Below are 18951 nucleotides of genomic sequence, written 5' to 3' on the forward strand. Positions count from 1 at the left end.
AATATTATATTAAAGTATGTAAATCATTTCTTAATAAAGAATAAGAGTGTAACTTTTGTTTAAGTTTATCTCTATCAATCACACCGTTACAAAAGTCTTCATATGCTAAATCCACTCTGTTGTCGATATCCTTCAAAGCTTTAGAAAGCAATGAGCGAATAATTCTTAATTGTCTTACTTTTATTCTTGAGGGTCTATTCAAATCTAATATTTCAATAACATAAGGTGCCGGTTCTTTTAGAGCCTGAAGAAATCCTTTACTGTCAACACAATAATATTCTTGAATATCTTCAACAAAAGGATCTATAAACCCAATCACACCATCATGGCTAGGTTTATTGAAATCTTTTTTGTCGCCTGGCCAATGATTAGATTTCAATCGATTACATTTAGGACAAGAAAGCACTAGATTCTCAGGATTATTGATGTGCTCTTTAAAATAATCCTGCGGGCGAAAGTGATCTAACTGCATACCTTCAAAAGCGTGCTCTCTATAGTGAACATCACAGTAAACACAACTCTCTAGGCAGTCCTGTATAATTGCTTCCTTATAATGGTTATAGGCATAATAAGAACCATCTTTTTTCTTTTCGTAGCTCTTTTGCCGTTTTAGTTTTGAATAAAACATATTATATCCTTTTTATTTTGTTATAAATATCTTCAATTTTTTTTGCTGTTTCCGTAAAAAGCTCATTAACATTCTCATCGATTAAACTATCTTGCAAAACAATATTTTTCTTTCTTAAAAAATTTAGCTGGTCAAGCTCTTCTTTTTCAGCCGGAGTTATAGCACCATTTAAAAACTTCCTAAGATATTCGTCTAATTTCTCTGCTCTTTCGGACATAATATCATTGTATACATTCTGATGCCGTCTGACTTTAGCTGTTAAAGACTCCAAAGTTTCCTCGTCAGAAAGCTCATTCTTATCAATAACATACTCAACCTCAGCCGGACCAAACTCATTATTAAATTCATTTTTAAAAGCGGTAAAAATATAAATCGGTATTTTATGATCTAATTCTCTTATCTTCTTTGCGAGACTTTGGCCTACAAAATTAGCTTGCCCAAGTTGATTCATTTTTTCATCTAAAACAAAACCTGCAACAGAATGCATATCGTTTATCTTGATAAGCATATCCTCTAACAAAAACTCTGGGGCTATATCTTTTAATTCAAAATCACCTCCAAAAACCTCTTGAAGAACCTCTGTGTAGGTTTCGCGAGCTTCTGAATCATCATCTATGTAAATTATCTTTTTCATTCAAGACCTCTTAATCTAAACAAGGAGTTGTAATTTTAAAACTTGCCCCACCTAACTCACATGTCGGTTGGGCTTCGATGACACCAGATGAGCGTGCAATTACGAAATTTTTAACTATTGCTAAACCCATACCAGTCCCGATTTGATCACCTTTAGGGTCTTTCTTCGTGCTAAAACCAGTATCAAATATATGCTTCTCGGTCCCTGGCTCTAAACCGCGCCCACTATCTGAAAATGTAAAAATAATCTTCTTATTAATATTATCTTTTTCAAGAGTGATTTTTATTGTTCTCTCTCCTTCTCTTCTTTCTTCAAGCGCCCACATTGAGTTAGTTAAAAAGTTGATAACTGTGCTCTCCCAATCCATTTGAAAGCCTTTAACATAGAAAGACTCCTCTTCATCCCAATTAGTAACTATATCTATTTTGCTTTTTTTGAGAGAGTTAGTAAAAACGTCTATGATACTCTTAACTATAGATTTCAGCTCAAGTTTATTCATATGTCTTTTATCTATTTTCACGTTACTCAATGCAAAACCTGCAAAAGCAGAAATATATTTCAAACTAACATCTAAAGCATCAATTTTCTTTATTGCCTTAACCCTGTCAATTTCCAAATCTTCATTTATTATTCTTCTTAAGACTCTAATGTTAGTTAGAGCCATACTAGATTGCTGTCTCGACTCATGACCTAAAGAAACTGTTAATATTCCTAGCGAAGCTAAATTTGCCATAGTATCATTGAGTTTTTCCATTTTATCGATAAGCAAAGCTACATCATTATTTTCCTTTTGCTGTTTCTCAACCACCGCAAATAGACTGTTTGCTAATTTAGTCAGCTTTTTCTTATCTAATCTCTTTGAAGACAAATCGTGTTCAATTTTGTTTTTGAGAATATCGATTTCTGAAGATGTTTTTTCTGTTCTTTCCTTGATATCTTTTAGTTCAATTTTTGGAGAGGACTCGCTTTGTGACTGTGCTTTCGAAGTTATTTCAATTTCAAATTGTTCAATAACCCTTAAAACGAATGCTCGCATATCAAAAAAAGCTTCATTTTCAATGATGCCCTCACGGTTAGCTTGGTCATTAAGTATTTGATTTTCAAATCTTGAAATAAACACAGCACCGACAACAACATTAGGACCTATTTTCCACCCCTTATCTTTGATAGCCTCAGGATTTCTAACTTTTCTTAAGCCTAAGTCCAACCAATCCCCTTTTCCTGTAGGTTCGCCGTATGGTCTAACTCTGAAATTGTCTCTGTAAATCCTAACACCTTGGTTTGCATCTAAAAAATTCCGTAGTTGCTTTAATTTGAATTGATTATCTTTGGTTGATTCACGAGGTATAAAATATAACTTAAATGATAAAGGTCCACATCTTGGAATATCTCCTCTGTTATTAACCCAATCAGGCCAATTTAAAGGAAATTCTATCTCGGGTAGTTCATCCTTATATTTAAACCTGACTAAAAAACTTCCATCTTTATTTAGATTAGCATTTGCTTCCCAGCGAGCAAACTTTAATATATCAGATGAATCTAATGACGTTTCATTTTCACCTTCAAATGATAGTTCAACTTTGAAATCCTCTACCTCCCTAAAAGGTGAAACTAATAACCTAAGTTCTTTTAATAGATCGTCTTTTATATATCCATTCCAATCATCTTTGAGACCAATTAAAATCAATCTCGTTCCACTTCCGGCAATCAATGCATTACCATATTTATCTGAATATGGAAAAGGGATGGAATGAATCTTATGCTTAATATCAAAAAAACTTTGATTAGTTGACTCGTATCGTCTCCAATCAACATCTATTTGAAATATTGAGTCATCACTTTCACTCTTAGTTTGAAGAATAACTCTTTTGCATAATCTGTCTATGCCTAATCGACCTAAGCCTTTTGCACCGGTTAAAACACGACCAGATAGTGAAGTGGCATTGATAGTTTTATTTTCAGTCCCAATTCTCAACCATTTTTCAATAAGTTGATCTAAACTCATTCCATTTCCATCATCCTCGATGATCATAGTAGAAACAGGTTTAGTTAAATTAAAAAAAGATAATTTTACATTACTAGCGTCGGCATCATAAGCATTTTTGACCAACTCTGATATAGCTGTAGTTGAATTAGATATACTCTCCCGACCTAATTGAAGAGGTAATCGTGATGAAAGATCAAACGATACATTATTAATTAGTTTTTTCATTTTCTTTACCCAATTCAAAAGGGATTGTTGATAAAGACTTTACAGTTAAGTGACGGCATCTAATGGTTTCATTCAAATAAGAATTTACGAAATCGCTTTTCAAAAATGACAATAACTCGGTACAATCTTGAACCTTTCCAGATATCGGCTTAACAACAAGTAAATGATTTTCAATATAGACACTTTCTGTGCCTGTAACTAACTGAGATGAAGCTCTAAATTTGTCTTTAGGTGAAGATGTTCGCTTCACGATTAAAAATGGTGGTTTAATGGCTAAACTTTTATGCATTCTTAGTTCTTTTATCTCACGGCTGTCTATAGTTGACCAAGGAATTACAGATCGTGGGTATATGTATTTATTACTCTCTCCCTCACACTTATCACGATATGGCACAACCTTTCCAACAGACACTTTAAAATAATTTGATATTCTTTTTATTTCATTATTATCGTAAATTTTTGACCATGCAATACTGTTATTACTATTGACTATCCCGTTAATGATGAAAACATCTACATTGGTTTTTTTATCAAATCTTCCCTTTATATATATTTCTGCCCGTAATGATTTTTCGACAGCACTTCGCCATTTTTCGTATCTAGTCCCAGTCCTTAAAACATCAGGAAGTATAGCTACGATCTGTGTTCCTTGTTTACATTGTGTCATAAACTTGTCAACGAAAACTGCCGCTAAATTGACTTTCCCACCTTTCCAATGATTATATTCCGCTAGTTTCTCTTGATTATATGGAGGATTCATCAGTATATGAGTATAAACACTCATGTCATAATCGTTTTTGAGAGAATCATAACATTTTATATTTTTAAGAATTTTAGTGTAATGTTCTAAACAATGCCCCTCAAAAAAAGCCCCTCGTTTAATAGCCTCAAAAACGATTCGTATTTGTGTTGCCTCTATAAAATTCTGATGTAGATCAAAGCCATGCAAAAAACCATTCCAATAATACAAAGTGTCACTTAAACTTCCGTATACATTTAATTTTGTTGTCAAACAAACTAAAAGGTTACCGACACCACATGCAGGATCTAATACCGAAAAATTATCCGAATTTATATCGAGAAAACTTAGGCATTCAAATGCTAATTCATCTCCAGTAAAAAAAACACCATTTTTTCTTAAAGAATTTATCGACTCGTTTGAACGCAAATACTCCTGAGCGGAAAGCAATACACTCAATTCCTGATCGATATAATTAACATCTTTATTTTTAAATCTCTCAAAAATGAATTTCAGTTTTAAATTATATTCATTTAAACCAATCATATTAACTCACAAAAAATTTTTCGCTAATACACTATATCAAAAAAAAACACAAATGAAAAGAAAGCGTTATAGTGTTTCTCACTGGCAATCTTTTCTAATCGCTTTAATTAAAAGCAAGGGCTAACTCAGCGAAGCTGAGTTCCCCTTGTTTTTCTTCCTTGTAGTCAGAAAAAGAAAACCAAGTCAAAATCTGAAGCTAAAGCTAAAGCATTGACACAATTGCATATTATGATATTCATTTATACATAGCATACGGACTTGCTATAAACCACATAATCAAAAGGAGTTGATATGGAAAAATTTAATAATATATTTGATGACGAGTTTCCTTCGTCATTCAGTGATGATCCAAAAGCAAAGAAGCTACCACCTAACCGCATCCGCAAGCATACAGTAACGGTTCGTCTTAACGATTTTGAACTCAAGCAAATAAACGATTTGAGGAACCAGGCAAGCAAAAGTTGTTGGCTGAGAAGCTCAGCTCTTCAGCAATTGCCACCATCTGTCCCTGAGATAAATCGTGAAGCCTGGCACCAACTGACGGCTTCATTGCAGAAGCTCAACGACCTTACATCTTTCCTCAGTCGTAGAGGAACAGATGCTCAGCCTCTATCCCAAGAAGTTAATGCACTAAAAGTGAAGCTGTCGCATGTAAGAGATGCTCTGCTGAAATTAAATGAGTAAAGATCCTGTATGAAGGGAATGAACAGGATTCGCCGGGGTAAGAACTTTCATGGTGTCGTCTCATATGCTCTTTCCCCTGCTCCTCATCACTCCACCCCTCCTGTTCTGATAGGAGGTAACCTTGTAGGCATTACAGTGGAGGAGTTAACAGCAGAGTTCGCTAAAACTCAGCAACTGAGAAAGGATGTTGAGAAAGCTGTATGGCATAACTCGCTACGATTACCGAAGGGCGATTCATTAACCAATGAGCACTGGAAGCTCATTGCCGACGATTACATGAAGCGGATGGGTTTCTCAGATACTCATCTCCGATGTTATGTTCTGCATGATGACGAAGTTGGTCAACACATACATATCATTGCTTCCCGTATAAACATTTTAAACGGCCAGCTTTACTTGGGCAGGAACGAGAACCTTAAGAGCACTCGTATCATCCAGGAGCTTGAAAAAGATCATCAGCTCACTCGAACCAAAGGTCCTTCACCTTCTAAACCGCCCCAGAAGCATAAGAAGCTCACTCGTAACGAAGAAATGATGGAAGTAAGGACCGGAGAGAAAGCTTCTAAGAGAGTGATTCAGGAAGCTATAGATGCGGTTTTGGTCTTCTTCAATGAAATCACTATCGAGGACTTTATAAATGCCCTGCAAAAGCAAAGTATTACTGCGATAGCGAATATTGCATCGACTGGAAAGATGAACGGTTTCTCGTTTGAATACGGTGGTTTCACATTCAAGGCATCACAGCTTGGAAAAGCATATGGTTGGTCAAACCTGAGCAACCGAATCGTCTCCAGCCCATTACAAGCAGAATCTGTCTTAAATGTAACGGTTGCAGATAATGAAAGCCTGGTAAGTTCTACTGAAGTCCAACATTCGATTAACTTGCCATCATATAGCTCAAACTCGAACGAACACAGCATACCTCGCTGGTTACAGTGGATACCTTACCTTAACGAGCTTGTATCCCATTTAAAGACTATTGGTTCAACGATACTCAAACCCATAAAAGGAAAAGTTACCATCCACGTAATTCACACTGTAAGTCCAGAATCCAGAGAGATACTAGAAGAAAGTTCGAAAAGTTTAGCGGAAAAACATCTCTTTAAGGTTGCCTAAAAGATCTAGTTTTCAGCAAGTTAAATGGCTTAACAAAACATAAATTCGCAAAAAATTTCATTTCAATTCAAATTGATAGATAAAAACGATCGATCGTTTTTACTGATCAATTAACTTTATATGATAGTTAATGGCTATCAATGTGATCCGATCGATCGGTATAAATGATTTGCTAGAACTTATTTCTAAGTCGTAATGTAACTTCAAACGAAGAGACATAGCACACTGATTTATCAGCAAAATAGCTGATGGATAATTGCGCCTCTAATCCAGCAAACCTCATGAAGGACCTTTGCATGACAGCAATGACTGAAGTTAAGCAACCAAACTTTTTAATGATGAAACGAGTATGGATTGCTATTGCTCTACCATTGACCATTTTCTATTTCTCAGGTATTCAAGGGTTGATCCAGCTTGCTCTCGTTTGGATTTTCGTAAGCATCATGCTTTTGATGTTTGCATATAAAAAGTTTCGAATTAAGAAATGGAATGCGAGCACCAAAGATGTTTTCGGAGAGTCGGACGGCATGTGGAGTCATGAGTTCGGTCCTACCGCCATGAGACTTGATGAGAAGCGAAAATTGATCCATCTCAGAGAAGGCAATAAGCAAAAGACCTATCCATTCGAGGCAGTTAAAGAATGGCGATACAATTTGTCTACAACGAGAGAACGAGTTGGTATCAACAAAGAACTCGACCGCACTCATGATTTCAGTGAATCGGGCTTTTACATCTCAGTAGACGATGTTCAGTATCCAGAATGGAGAGTAATGTTCTTCCCTCAAAAGGGTGACTTCAACTCACAGGAAGGTATACGTGATACGGAACTGCAACTTAAGCGGTGGATGCATGTTTTTGATAAAATCATTAATAGAAAATAGCACTGTTTAACTATCATAAAAATGCCAGCTTAAATGCTGGCTTTATATAGGGTCAGATCTCATTAAAAATAAAGCTTGGTTTATAGTAAGACCAATCCGTTTTGTATTAACTTTTTTCCCAGCACTTGCCCCCCTGATCTAAATTGTTTAATTGACATATTAACTTTCCTATAATCAGTAGCTAATTTCTCCTGCATATCTTATACAATCAACTTAATAGCAATATCTGGCTACAACTCTATATTCAGCACTAATGCAATCCTGATAATAAATGTATGTGCAGCCAAACTAACAAGCCGAAGGATACAGTATTCGGAAGAATGATATCGTTCGTTAGCTAAAATCTGCTTATATCAGAGGGTTAATCAAGTGGCAGGTGGCAGGAAAAGTGAGTGATTAGCTGTAAATAAATAAAAAATGGCCCGTTCCCCCCTTAAAGTAGTCAAAGAAATTGTTCGGTTTGAAAAATTTAAGTTTTACTATGGGAAGACCCGATGCTCTCTGTCCAGCATAACCAAGAAGAAAGCAGATTGAGATTGGAACCCATGAACCCTTAGCTTATCATTAATTCTCAGTTCGAAAAAAGCCAGTTCAGGATCAATTAAAGATTGAACTTTTTTTATCGTTTCTTTACCTGATTTCATTTCAGATAAATGGTATTTAGTGTATCCAAATCCAGTTTTGTTTCCGACTTTCCCCCCAGTCTCATAGATATTTCCCCACGTATAGTTGGACAATTTTTTAACAAAAGTGGAAAATTGCTTTAACTCTTCTTTTTTCCAGTCAGAAAAACATTCCCAGTCATCCTGAAAATATTTCAAAATAACATAAGGTTTTTTGTCAATAATCTTCTCTCTGAGACCGTCTCTCTTAATTGATGGAAAATCAAAAATCTTCTTTTCAAGATCTGTAACATATGAAGAGTCTGAATTTACAAGAGACTCTTTATTTATTGTATCACGAGGAATATTCCTATTTCCTTTTTTAGCCAAGATTTCACATCCCGTATTTAGTTTTGAAAAATGACTTGATTTCTGTCTTAGGCATTACTTTTTCACAGCGTTGCTCAGGCTCAAATCCTTCGCGAGCTTTGATCCACGGCTGATCACCGTGTGTCATTCTTTCAAGTGTTTTGGCAGGCAATTCACCATAAGAGTCAATAACTTGAATCAAAACACTTTCGGTTTTTTTTGAAAATTTAGGCAATTTTTTATCTTTAGGAACAGGTAAAGTGTTCCAACCATGTTCTTTATAAGTATGAAAAATTTCAGGAACAACAGGTCCATGCGCCCAAGCTTGTATTTTTTCTTTAAACAACTCAGAGTCGTTGAGAACTTGATGCCAAGCTTCAGCATAATAAAGAAGTTTTTGAATTTTTAAGTGTGTTACAACATCGCCTGATTCAGCAAACTTGTGAATAAACCAAGTAGCAACATCTTTAGCACTATAAACTTTCATTTCATCACCTACAATGTATTTTTAATTATCATCTATAATTATAACAAAAACACTTGAGTAGTCAATTTAATATTCCGTTTAATTCCAACATTAAGCCTGATCACCTCAATTAGGCTTTTATCATACTAAAAGAAAACTAATTTTTTTACGCAATATCTCTTTGCACCATCAACAGCAAGCTTAGTATGTTGATCAATAAGGAGCAATTCATATTTTTTTTATTCATAATCAGTTTTTAGGTTCGATAGATTTTAAAGAACATATTTAACAATAAATACATAAAATGCAGAACACTGCTGATTTTCCCTATTTCTACAAATTTGTATATCAAAGCTGACAAACGCATTAGTTAGTATTGTGAGTATTTGATGGTTTTCCTAAATTCATCAACTTTGATCAGTTCACTAGAGGGTTTCCGTTAGTAAGATTCGCCATCAAGACGGTAATGAATGTAGACATCCTGTATTTTGGATATGTCCATGAGCCAGTTTGACTTATCTATACAGTTTTCTTATTTTTTCATGCCGTCAAAGCATAGCAAGTAATCATTATTATGATTTAGGAAAAATGCAGAAATCTTAGGAGCAAGCTTTTGATAATAGATTTAAAAAATCCAATGTGAAAATTTATAATTTTTAGGGTAAGACATGAACTTATCTATATCATTATCCCACCACTTGATTTTATCGCTATCAGTGAAAGGCATATTCTTAACTAACAAATTTTCATAAGAGCCAGAACCATTAATGGCAAGGACCTTAAGACAATAAAAAAAATAAAAGCATGGTTAGCGGAAAAATTGTAATTTTTTATATTTACTAGTTTCACTACCCATAAAAGTGACTTTCATGTTATTAAATTTTACTCTTATTTGACAAACCTGTGTGCTTTCCAGGCCAGATTCATTAGTATGACAAAGTTAAACGATTATGGCACCGATGATAAGGAAGATTGCATAAGAAATCAGGCTTTCTTTATGCCCTTTCGCTATACCATAAATGAAAACTGATAAAATATTGAGCATGGAAATTATACCAGCCCAAAAGCGCTTGCTAAGCTCCTGAATGAGAGACTGAAGTGTATCTGATTTTTTCTCATCTCTGGTAAGAATCTCATTAAGCTTGCGGATATCCTTCGCTGAAAATCCATTCAAAAGGAACTGTTGCTCAAAATCGCTCATTTCATCATCCTGAAACGCTATAAGCTAAAAAAAATATATCATACATTAAAGCTGAGATGCCATATGATCCATTTGCGGAACACTCGCCCTAAGTTAAGTGTAAAGATCATATGGCATAGTTATTGTATCGCCATACTGAATAGAAAGTATATCCTAAACCCTTTTCTTCGTTTTAAAACCATCTGATTTAAGCTCTGGTGAAGGAGTAAAGCTCTGTTTTTGAGAAGCAAATATTCTTTCTACTTCATACTCATTCCAGATAATGTACTCGATAATAAACTTGTAGAAATACAGCACTCGTTCGAGACTGACAGTTGAAGGTATTGTATAAAAGTTTGGACTGAGTAAAGCCGAACTCAAAATTGCAATAATGTTGCTTGGCCCCTTCAGATAGGGATTCTGATAGTCTTGCTGATACTTCAAAAAGTATCCTACACAGAACAGGTAAGCATCCTTTACGATTTTTTCTTTATTGCAGTCTGATTCATCGTATCTAAGAATGAAGCGATTGAGAAGTATCAAAAACTTTTGATCTGGTAAATATCTATTTAGTTTATTCATAATAAGCATCCTTGCTATTTGTGAAATGTCATCCTGACAATTAAACTTTTAACAAATAATCCGCCCCTGTCAATAGGTAACACCTATCAATTTAAAGGTTTTTCTTTGACAATGGTCTTTCTAATTGCTCACGAGTAACCTGATGAAGCAATGCATTATATTGCCAAACAACAAACTGCTCAGAAAGTTTATTATTTATTTTAGTTAAAGACTCGACTTCTGCTTGTAGTCTCTTGATTCTTTGAGCAGCTATTTTTAAATTAGCGGGCTTAACAATTTCTTTATCCCCTCTTTTTATCTTTACTTTCTTTTCATTAAATACTTCTGCAATCAATGAATGACTGCTAAGTGATTGTCGTGTAGGTCTCTTTCCGATTATCAGAGTTACCTCATCACATAGAGCTTCCCATGTTAACTTTTGGTTATGATGCCAGATATTAATAACATGAATGATATTCTTTTCATCAAGTCTTGATAGGTGTTTAGCCATTTATTTCTCCTTTATTTATTTTTTTAGTATGGAAATCTTTCCATTTTTCTGCCGCCATATTACCGCCTCTGAAATCAGATTCAGAAATCGAGAGTATTTTAATTTTCAAATCCCTTATTTCTTTTATATCACTACCAGATTCGTTCTCAGGATAATAATTGCATGGTTGCATTGCATATTTAAGCCTGCAAAGCCCATGTTTGCTCACTAAGGTAGAACCGGTAATTTCTTTATTCTCATCAAGTTTGTTTTCAAACATCATTTTGACAGGTATCACATTTCCTACTTTTTCTAATGCTTTTGCTTTTACAGCTTGAGCAACCATATGAGCATGTGGTGTATGATCATAAACACTGTTTTGGGCTATACACTGCCTTCCAGACCATCGAGCTATGTCAAACTCAGACATACCAGCTATTTGTGCCAAAGTGTTTAAAAAATGCCTTATTGAATGGGTTTTCAATGATGAGTCTGAAGCAGACTGCTGTTTGGATCTGGAAAAAATACCTCCATTTTCGATATCATAAGAAATATTATGCTTTACTGGTTTGAAGAACAATTTACCACTACTTTTAGACAATCTCTTAAAATCACAAACTTTTAACAAACAAAGGGCATTCGAGTATTTGATATTCTTTTTCCTGTCATACCAAGGAAAATCATCCGGTGCCCATTGTTTCAATATTTCGTTTAGAGATTTTAAAGAATAAGTGTAATCATTAGGGATCAGATCTAATGTGCTTAGCTTTTTATTTATTGATGAAGGAGATAAATTAGTGAAGCCCAGCACACTGCAAACTTGTTCTGCTGATAACAAATAGTCATTATTTATCTCATTGCTTAGAGAGTTCCTGTAGATCTCAGATGTCTCTAAATATTGAGCCAGTTCTCTTCCGCTTTGTGATAACAGTTTTAATCTTGCTATAGCTTTTTTGGCAACAGGAACCATAGATGATGCAATCCACTTCACATCCCCCTCGTATCCTTTTGCTGAAAAAAACCTAATACCATACCTCTCTATACCATTACTGTTTTGTTCCCACACTTCACAGTCGGCTGGCAATGAGAGAATTTCACTTATTCTACTCGGTGCACACATCAGTAAAGTCAGGACTGAAGCAGTGAACATATCCCTTTTAGAGAGAGAGTTATCATCCTTTGCAAAGAATTTTGCGAGTTCAACTATGTATGAAATATCAGGCAATTTGTCATGTCCTGCAAGATTGTGATCATAGCTTTTAACTTCATAGATTGGCATTTTAAGAGGATTAAACCATTCCACATATCCTAAATCAGCTAAATTGTATTCCCTTAAGAACTTTTCAATTTCTTTGAGTTCTTTTCCTGCATTATATGCGGTTGTCTCAGAGTAAATATTAGTAAAAATCTCCACACATCTTTCGAAGATAAAGTTACTACAGTTATATATTTTAGCTGACTGAAATTCATTCAATAAAACTCCTTCCAATATTTTTAGCACATTCATTCTCTGGTTATAATCATTTCTTCTTCCATAAGAATGTAAGTGTTTAATATATGCTTTTGAAAATAACATAAAACCCGAATCCAGAGGCGATTTACGTTTACTTTTAAAAAAATCATACTTATAGAAATTATAATATCGATCCCATACAAGGGAATCCCATACCATTTTTTTCTTTTCGATAAAAAAATCGCCTTCTATTTCTTTTATGAAACAGTCTAAGTTTTTCGAATAAATTGTGTCTTTTAACCTCTTAACATTATCATAATTATTCATACATGCCTCCCCAGCTTTCAAAAAACCTACAGTTTTTACAATGAGTATTACTACTTTCATTTTGTGCAACATGAAAAGTAGATCTCATCAGTTCTATAAACCTATTGGCATTAGTTTCAGGTTCTACTCCAAGAAATAACTTTGAGAGCGGTTCAAAAAAAACATCCATTCTTTTGTCTATTTCAGATGCATTATCGGCATGATTTTTAATGTAAATACCTGAGCAAGCTACACTACTATGATCTAATGCTTTAGCAATTGTGTGAATTGAAGCTCCTTTCCTTGCTAATTCACTTCCTAATGTATATCTAAAACGGGCAGGATTAACTTTTATTGGTTTGTCTGTCCTTGCAGAAAAAACCGGGTTAATTCTGAAAAGATTATCTATTCTCTTTGTGATACCTCTGTTCTTTGAGTGGAGAAAGTCAGATTCGATTTTAGCGATTAACATTCCTTCTTCTGAGCAAAATGCTAGTTCTTTTTTGTTAATAAACAATGGCAGTTCTCTACCTATGTTTTCATTAACTTTCGCCCCAATCTGTTTTTCAACAATACTTAATACTGATTGTGAAAGTTCAGTGAGCTTCTCATACAAAAAATCACTTATCTCAACAGATGAAAACTCACTTCTGAAATTTTGTCTCTGCTTAACCTTCGGAATATTTATAAATACATTATCTTCAACTTTAACTATATCTTTAATTCGAATGGAAGAAATTTGTTGTGTCCTTCTTCCTGTATAAATCAACAGCAAAAGAAAGCAGTAGGTATCTTCACTTATCTTCCCCTCATCATTAAGAGCATGTATCTTTTTCAAGATGCTTTCCATTTCTCTCTGATCAAAGGGACCACAGTCGGGATTCCTTCGTTTTACTGCATCTCCACAAATTGCACTCCTAATATACAATTTATTAAGGAGTTGAACTGAAGACACCTCCACACCGAAGTGGCCAAGTTCATGCCATTTTAAAATGAAATTCTTAATGATTTTTAGTCTATTTTCCTGATTCTTTCCAAGATAAGATTTGAAATCCAAAATCGACTTCTTATTAATTACTGTTAAGCCTAACGCCCTTCCCCATTGGGTAAAGATCTGATTGATTTTCTTTGTATGCCCGGAACTATACTCCATCGCAAAATAAGCGAGTGTTTTAACATAGCCGTCTTTAAGATCCGAATGTAAATATTGAGTTACATTTTTTGGATATACAACAATATCTTTACTTAGCTTCCACCCATCATCATTCAATTCAAATAAATAACCTTTCATTCTTGCATGACATATATCTGCCTTAAGATTTTTATCTCCCAACATTTTAGTTTCCTTTTAAGATTTCATTTCTGTAATCATAAAGTGATTGAACAACTTCCTTTTCATTTTCAACCAGAAACTTACGATTATAGATTTCACACATATTAGAATTATCAGACCAACCCATAAGATAATTTCTTAATTTATCTTCTGAACAGGTTTTTAATTTTCCTTTTGAAATCGATTTCGAAAAGGAATAGTTCCAAGTGTGTCTTAGCATATGTCCTGAGATATTATTTAAGTTAGAATCTTTGGTTTTTATAGTTGATATTAATTTTTCATATGCATGAACAGTAAGAGGTTCCCCTTCATTTCTCCCATTACCATGAGTAATCAACAAGTAATCATGGCTTTTATTTTTAGAATGTCTTTCCCTATCATTAAAGATATAATGATAAACTGCATCAATTAGGTCATCTCTTAAAGGAATCTCTCTACTCAAAGTTTTAACTAATGGTTGGACTTTCCGAATATCGCTCTTGTCATCATGTCTTCTTTTTATAGTTAGTATTTTCTTCAAAAAGTCGAAGTCGGCAATTCGTAGATTAAGCAGCTCACCAGCTCTAATTCCGAGATGATACAGGAGTAAAAAAACCAGTTTATTTCGAAATCTAACATCAACACTGAATGGATTCTCAATGTTATCAACTTCAAGCAAGTTGAACAGGATATAAATCTGTTCGTCTTTAAGAGTTTTCTCTTTAGGTTTATAATTTTTATAAGAGTTTGGATTTGGTTTATTCGCTCTAATGCTATTTATGAATGTATTAACCTTCTGTTTATCGTTAATGTTATCTGATTTATGAATTATGTCGCACAACCATTTAATGTAGGTGCATGTTGTATGTATTCGATATCCATAAGTTCCTTTAGCCACATCACTATTTATAGGTAATACTCTGTTATTGTTTTTCAGACCTGAGAAGTTTCTTCTGAGAGTGTCAATAAGCTCTTCTGTTTCAAAAAGAGTCAAGTATTCTCTATTTAAGATTCTTTTCTCTAAGTCAATTTTATTTCGGTTCAGAAATCTCATTAGAATTACGAGATTTGTTGATGCTATCTCCAGGGTCGAAACAGAGGCTCCCTTTTTCCGCAAAACCGAAGTCATGAAGAGATTAGGATAATATAGAGGCATATCGTCTTCCTTGTTCACGATCAGACAATATCGTTCACCGTCACTCATAATTAATCTTTTTATCTTGCAGGGCATTTTATAAACCTCCTAAATATTTACATTGCGTTATCATTCCGACTTAATCTGTATTTCATGAGATTTAATTTTGCAAATTTCGTTTTAAATATGTAGGTTTTGTTTATATTTAATTTAATAAAAATAGAGGCTTAAAAAAATTTTCTTTCACGTGAAAGAAACCAGTAAGGCTAGTTACGGGTATCCATACCCGATATTTTGAAGAGCATCTCGAAAGCTTTTAAAAAAAAGAGGTGCGATTTTTTTGTTAAAAATTTAGTAAAATATGCACCTACCTTTGCATTTAAACTTTACAAAATAATATTTATTTACGAGACTCAATAACCCTTTCTAAAATCCACTGTTCAATCTCCGCCTCAATAAAAGCCACAGATCTGGAACCTAATTTGATAGGTTTTGGAAATCTATCTTCAGAAATCAATCGGTAAATCCATGCTTTCTTGTAGCCTGTTTTATGTAGCACTTCAGGTAAGCGAATGAGTCGTGTGGTGATTGGAGTTGCTGTATTCATGATTGTATCTCCTCGTCTTGTCGATGAGTTGATACTAATACCCAGCAGGTAGGCTATTGAAGGGAGTATTGGTATATAGAATTCTATGCGTTAATCGCTTGAAAAAAAGTGAGAGGAAAAAAATTAATTTTATCTCCCACTTGAAAATTTAATTTAAACATGAAATCCCTTACAGTAAACTTCTGAGTCCCCTAAGCGGAATTCCCTCCATATGATTGTTTTTATTTATAAAATTCTCAATGCTTTTGCATGTCTCTCCAGACAATGCTTTCTCAGCTAAAGGACGGTCAGTTTCCTTGAGTTGCTCTTCTCCTCGGATCTCATCAGTTAATCTTGGGTAGAGAATCCTTGATAAGACAGTATTCGTTAAGGCTATTTTTTTAAACTTGGCCCACAGAAGCAAGTCCATCATGGGCAGTATTCGATAATCTATAAGTTTGATGATTTTGGCCAATCCAAATTTTTCAATTTTGCTTTCCTTAATCTGATAATCGTCCCTCCAAACAGGAAGCATAACCTTTAGTGCATTTATAATTTCTTCATCAGTGGAATTTTTAATGTCGAATGATATGAACAGCCTATTATCACCATCCTTTCTTATTACATCTTTCATAATAGAAGTTATCGACTGATACTTGATTTCTTTTTTAAGTTCTCCCGTTCCTTTTACAAAAGAATCAGGAGCAAAAAATTCAAGAGTTCTCTTTAAACTTTCAATTTGTCTAAAACTTACCTGATGAATATGGCTGTTATTATGGTTAGATAACTCTCCCATATTCATTGTTTGACTGATAAAGGGTTTTCCATCTAAGATCATTTCGAATGTAGTATCATCTCCTTCAAAGAAGTCCATTCCTTCAAATATATTTCTCCTGACTTGAAATTCTTTATAAAACTCCTTCAAAGATAATTTTTCCACATCCTGATAATTTTCAATATTGAACCATGACTGAAGCTCAATGTTAATTTCGTTCACCTTCATTGCTTCACCTTTCCGAGCTTAGATTCAATTTTTAATTTATCGAGATATTCAGCATACCATTGCATCATTTCACGACGCCCATCCAGATATTGAGCATGGTTATAGGTGCCACGAATAGTATTTCTATCGGCATGAGCAAGCTGTGTCTCAATCCATGCACTATCAAAACCTTGCTCATGCAAGATCGTGCTTAAAGTATGTCGAAAGCCATGTCCTGTAGCCCTTCCTGCATAGCCGATCTTTTTGATTACCTGATTGATACTGGCTTCACTCATGCTTTTTCGTGAGTCATTTCTACCGGGAAAAATAAATTTGAATCCGCCAGTAATCACTCTTAACTCCTCAAGAAGCCTAAGAGCTTGATCAGATAAAGGCACCATATGTGGTCTTTTCATTTTCATGCGAGCAACTGGGATTTGCCAAAGACGTCTTTCGAAATCTATCTCAGTCCATTCTGCTGAGCGAAGCTCAATCGTCCTCAGTCCAGTTAGCATGAGAAGCTGAGTAGCTGTTTGAGTGATTTTGCTACCAGAATATTGCTCCAGTTGTCTCTGAAACTCGCCCAGCTCTGCTACTGACAAATGTGGAAAATGTTTTTGCTTTGGTGCTTTGAGCACACCGACTAAATCTGATACGGGATTGTGCTCAGCCCTGCCAGAAATGACTGCATAGGTAAAAATCTGGCGACATGCCTGACGGGTTTTCTTTAGCTTATCGAGAACTCCCCGTTTTTCCATCTTGCGAAAGACATCAAGCATTTCTTTTGCATTGATATCCGCAACAGGTCTTTTGCCGATGTGAGGAAAAATATCCTTCTTCAGGTATTCCAGGATGTCTGTAGCATAACCTTTAGACCATGATGCTTTCTTGTGCTCATGCCATTCAAGAGCGATAAGTTCAAAGCTGTTGTTCACAGCTAGGATTTTTGCAGCCTTGATATCCTGCTTCTGCTGACTCGGGTCTCCGCCTTCCAGCAGAAGCTTCTTAGCTTCTGAACGCTTCTGTCTGGCTTCTGCGAGGCTCAGTAACGGATATGTCCCAAACACTACCCGCTTCTCTTTACCAGCTATACGGTATTTGAGTCTCCAGCTTTTGGCTCCGTTTGGAAATATTTCAAGATACATACCACCACCATCCGAAAGTTTGTATGACTTTTCTTTTGGCTTCGCAGAGTCGATTTGTCGGGCTGTTAGCTTCATTTGGGGGCATCATTTCCATTGAACCTGTCGATGCCCCCTATCGTGCCCCCATATTGGATAAGAACGCAATAGGTGACCTTGGACCAATACGGACCAGTTAAAAGATTTATATTCTGATTTTTAAGGGAAAAGTAGACTTTAAGGGATGTAAACAGAAGAGAAAGTGGTACGCCCTACAGGATTCGAACCTGTGACCTACGGCTTAGAAGGCCGGTGCTCTATCCAACTGAGCTAAGGGCGCATGGAGATGGCACGGATTATACGTCGGGAAGCGGGTACGTCAACGTTTTTGCCGTTTCTCCGCAGCGAAGTGCTGCGGTAATGACCAATTGACGTCAGTGGCGCCTGCGCCATTCGCTGAGCGACACGAGTTTACTGTTGTCGGTAAATTCTCCTTCCAGCTCAATCCCTTGTGATGTGAAACGCGCATTGTATTGCTCACGAAGTGCATGCAGCGCCTGGATGTCCGGCTCCAGCTGGCGCAGAAAGCCCAGCGCGAGCAGCAGCTGCTGGCGGCTAATAAGCGGTGGAAAACCGGCATGACTGAGAATCGCATGCCAGCGCTGGCTGTTCTCCTCGCTACCGTCAACAATGAACACCTGCCAGATCAGCAGTACCGCTGCGCCATTATGCAGGTGCGTTTCATTATCCTTGCTGAGATAGTCGGTAAACTCTTTCGCCGCCTCTTTCCCCATCATAGAGATCATTGATTCCACCTGTACCGGTGGCAGCTGCAGCCGTTTGCTGAGCCGCTGAGCGGCGTGGCGTGAGCCAGCGGTGAGCAGCTGAAATCCAGCGACAAACACCACCGCCAGAGTAGCAAGCATTATCCAAATCATTACATCGTCC

At 35.6% G+C, this 18951-nt stretch carries 19 protein-coding genes, 1 tRNA gene and 1 pseudogene; 3 read left to right on the plus strand and 18 right to left on the minus strand.

Features of this window, described 5'->3' with window-relative positions; translation table 11 throughout:
- Nucleotides 1-4 precede the first annotated feature (4 nt).
- From PAG01S_RS07355 to PAG01S_RS22220, 4 genes are read right to left on the minus strand one after another with little or no spacing between them, the layout of a single operon-like run.
- Nucleotides 5-628: an HNH endonuclease gene (locus tag PAG01S_RS07355; protein ID WP_062758195.1), complete on the minus strand. Its 624-nt coding sequence runs from the start codon at nucleotides 626-628 to the stop codon at nucleotides 5-7.
- Between the two features lies 1 nt (nucleotide 629).
- Complete coding sequence (locus PAG01S_RS07360) at nucleotides 630-1262, minus strand: response regulator (RefSeq protein ID WP_062758197.1); 633 nt, start codon at nucleotides 1260-1262, stop codon at nucleotides 630-632.
- A gap of 10 nt (nucleotides 1263-1272) precedes the next feature.
- Nucleotides 1273-3474, minus strand: coding sequence for a sensor histidine kinase (locus tag PAG01S_RS07365; protein ID WP_073970655.1), 2202 nt, complete (start codon nucleotides 3472-3474; stop codon nucleotides 1273-1275).
- The gene (locus PAG01S_RS22220; RefSeq protein WP_073970656.1) at nucleotides 3458-4759 is read right to left on the minus strand and encodes an N-6 DNA methylase; all 1302 of its coding nucleotides are present in this window, start codon (nucleotides 4757-4759) and stop codon (nucleotides 3458-3460) included. The genes PAG01S_RS07365 and PAG01S_RS22220 overlap by 17 nt, the downstream gene beginning before the upstream one ends.
- A gap of 291 nt (nucleotides 4760-5050) precedes the next feature.
- Between PAG01S_RS22220 and PAG01S_RS07370 the strand changes: the two genes are divergently transcribed.
- The 3 genes from PAG01S_RS07370 (at nucleotide 5051) to PAG01S_RS22085 (ending at nucleotide 7440) form a co-directional block, all read left to right on the plus strand.
- Nucleotides 5051-5443, plus strand: coding sequence for a hypothetical protein (locus tag PAG01S_RS07370; protein ID WP_062758201.1), 393 nt, complete (start codon nucleotides 5051-5053; stop codon nucleotides 5441-5443).
- A gap of 9 nt (nucleotides 5444-5452) precedes the next feature.
- A complete protein-coding gene (locus tag PAG01S_RS07375) occupies nucleotides 5453-6559 on the plus strand; it encodes a relaxase/mobilization nuclease domain-containing protein (RefSeq protein WP_062758202.1) in 1107 nt (368 codons plus the stop codon).
- 296 nt (nucleotides 6560-6855) lie between these two features.
- Entirely contained in the window at nucleotides 6856-7440 is a 585-nt protein-coding gene (locus PAG01S_RS22085) for a DUF4755 domain-containing protein (RefSeq protein WP_088234229.1), read from the plus strand.
- Between the two features lie 479 nt (nucleotides 7441-7919).
- Here PAG01S_RS22085 and PAG01S_RS07385 read toward each other — a convergent pair whose 3' ends face one another.
- From PAG01S_RS07385 to PAG01S_RS07440, 14 genes and pseudogenes are all read right to left on the minus strand, one after another.
- Nucleotides 7920-8432 carry a hypothetical protein gene (locus PAG01S_RS07385; RefSeq protein ID WP_062758206.1) on the minus strand — a complete coding sequence of 171 codons (513 nt, stop codon included), beginning with the start codon at nucleotides 8430-8432 and terminating at the stop codon, nucleotides 7920-7922.
- A 4-nt stretch (nucleotides 8433-8436) separates the two neighbouring features.
- The gene (locus PAG01S_RS07390; protein WP_062758207.1) at nucleotides 8437-8898 is read right to left on the minus strand and encodes a Panacea domain-containing protein; all 462 of its coding nucleotides are present in this window, start codon (nucleotides 8896-8898) and stop codon (nucleotides 8437-8439) included.
- A gap of 604 nt (nucleotides 8899-9502) precedes the next feature.
- Nucleotides 9503-9649: pseudogene (locus PAG01S_RS22580) on the minus strand (DUF943 family protein); the annotation flags it as partial.
- Nucleotides 9650-9817: 168 nt separating this feature from the next.
- Nucleotides 9818-10078, minus strand: coding sequence for a hypothetical protein (locus PAG01S_RS07395; RefSeq protein WP_062758209.1), 261 nt, complete (start codon nucleotides 10076-10078; stop codon nucleotides 9818-9820).
- Between the two features lie 153 nt (nucleotides 10079-10231).
- Nucleotides 10232-10639, minus strand: a complete 408-nt coding sequence (locus PAG01S_RS07400) for a hypothetical protein (protein ID WP_062758211.1) — start codon at nucleotides 10637-10639, stop codon at nucleotides 10232-10234.
- A gap of 91 nt (nucleotides 10640-10730) precedes the next feature.
- Complete coding sequence (locus PAG01S_RS07405) at nucleotides 10731-11129, minus strand: hypothetical protein (protein ID WP_062758213.1); 399 nt, start codon at nucleotides 11127-11129, stop codon at nucleotides 10731-10733.
- Complete coding sequence (locus PAG01S_RS07410; protein WP_162268213.1) at nucleotides 11122-12948, minus strand: DNA-binding protein; 1827 nt, start codon at nucleotides 12946-12948, stop codon at nucleotides 11122-11124. The genes PAG01S_RS07405 and PAG01S_RS07410 overlap by 8 nt, the downstream gene beginning before the upstream one ends.
- A complete protein-coding gene (locus tag PAG01S_RS07415) occupies nucleotides 12881-14203 on the minus strand; it encodes a site-specific integrase (protein ID WP_062758217.1) in 1323 nt (440 codons plus the stop codon). The genes PAG01S_RS07410 and PAG01S_RS07415 overlap by 68 nt, the downstream gene beginning before the upstream one ends.
- A gap of 1 nt (nucleotide 14204) precedes the next feature.
- Nucleotides 14205-15383, minus strand: a complete 1179-nt coding sequence (locus PAG01S_RS07420; RefSeq protein WP_245006265.1) for a tyrosine-type recombinase/integrase — start codon at nucleotides 15381-15383, stop codon at nucleotides 14205-14207.
- A gap of 331 nt (nucleotides 15384-15714) precedes the next feature.
- Nucleotides 15715-15921, minus strand: a complete 207-nt coding sequence (locus PAG01S_RS21605; RefSeq protein WP_073970657.1) for a helix-turn-helix transcriptional regulator — start codon at nucleotides 15919-15921, stop codon at nucleotides 15715-15717.
- A 169-nt stretch (nucleotides 15922-16090) separates the two neighbouring features.
- Nucleotides 16091-16903: a DUF6387 family protein gene (locus PAG01S_RS07425; protein ID WP_062758220.1), complete on the minus strand. Its 813-nt coding sequence runs from the start codon at nucleotides 16901-16903 to the stop codon at nucleotides 16091-16093.
- A complete protein-coding gene (locus PAG01S_RS07430) occupies nucleotides 16900-18102 on the minus strand; it encodes a tyrosine-type recombinase/integrase (protein ID WP_062758222.1) in 1203 nt (400 codons plus the stop codon). The genes PAG01S_RS07425 and PAG01S_RS07430 overlap by 4 nt, the downstream gene beginning before the upstream one ends.
- A gap of 164 nt (nucleotides 18103-18266) precedes the next feature.
- Nucleotides 18267-18343 (minus strand) — tRNA-Arg (locus PAG01S_RS07435).
- 94 nt (nucleotides 18344-18437) lie between these two features.
- The gene (locus tag PAG01S_RS07440) at nucleotides 18438-18941 is read right to left on the minus strand and encodes a DUF1198 family protein (protein WP_062758224.1); all 504 of its coding nucleotides are present in this window, start codon (nucleotides 18939-18941) and stop codon (nucleotides 18438-18440) included.
- Nucleotides 18942-18951 lie beyond the last annotated feature (10 nt).

This window comes from Pantoea agglomerans NBRC 102470, from assembly GCF_001598475.1.
In the GTDB taxonomy this organism is placed as follows: domain Bacteria; phylum Pseudomonadota; class Gammaproteobacteria; order Enterobacterales; family Enterobacteriaceae; genus Pantoea; species Pantoea agglomerans.